This is a genomic window from Pseudomonas sp. 05N433 (assembly GCF_056396925.1).
The window spans coordinates 1-659 of sequence record NZ_JBFTML010000143.1 but is presented as its reverse complement, the minus strand read 5'-3'; the positions used below and the strand labels follow the sequence as shown (position 1 = coordinate 659).

Below are 659 nucleotides of genomic sequence, written 5' to 3'. Positions count from 1 at the left end.
GACCTGCACGCTGAACACTTCGTTATGACTCTCGCCGGCTTTCAGTGATTGCACGGCACTGGCGACGCCATCGGTGCCGTTGGCCAACGTGTAGGTCCATTGGCCGCTGCTGTCGACGGCGATCGAGCCATAAGTGCCGTTAGCTGTTCCGGCAATGCTCCAGGTCGCCGTGGCAGCATGRTCGATGTCGCTTGAACTGAACTGGCCGCTGACGCTGAGGGTGGTGTCTTCTTGCACCGCGCCGGCATCGTTGCCGTTGGCGAAACTGAGTACGGGTGCGTCGTTGCTGCCGGTGACGGTGACGGTCACCTGCTGGGTGTCGACMCCGCCGAGGCCRTCGCTGACCTGCACGCTGAACACTTCGTTATGACTCTCGCCGGCTTTCAGTGATTGCACGGCACTGGCAACGCCATCGGTGCCGTTGGCCAGGGTGTAAGTCCATTGGCCGCTGCTGTCGACGGCGATCGAGCCGTAGCTGCCGGTGTTTGACCCGGCAATGCTCCAGGTCGCCGTGGCCGCGTGATCGATGTCAGTCGAGCTGAACTGGCCGCTGACGCTGAGGGTGGTGTCTTCYTGCACGGCGCCGACATCGTTGCCGCTGGCGAAGCTGAGCACCGGCGCATCGTTGCTGCCGGTGACGGTGACAGTCACCAGATGGG

Annotated in this window: 1 protein-coding gene; it reads right to left on the bottom strand. The window is 63.2% G+C overall.

What is annotated here, in order from left to right; translation table 11 throughout:
• The coding region (locus AC1DIS_RS30075) for a VCBS domain-containing protein (RefSeq protein WP_477781315.1) at positions 1 to 659 on the bottom strand (659 nt) is incomplete at both ends.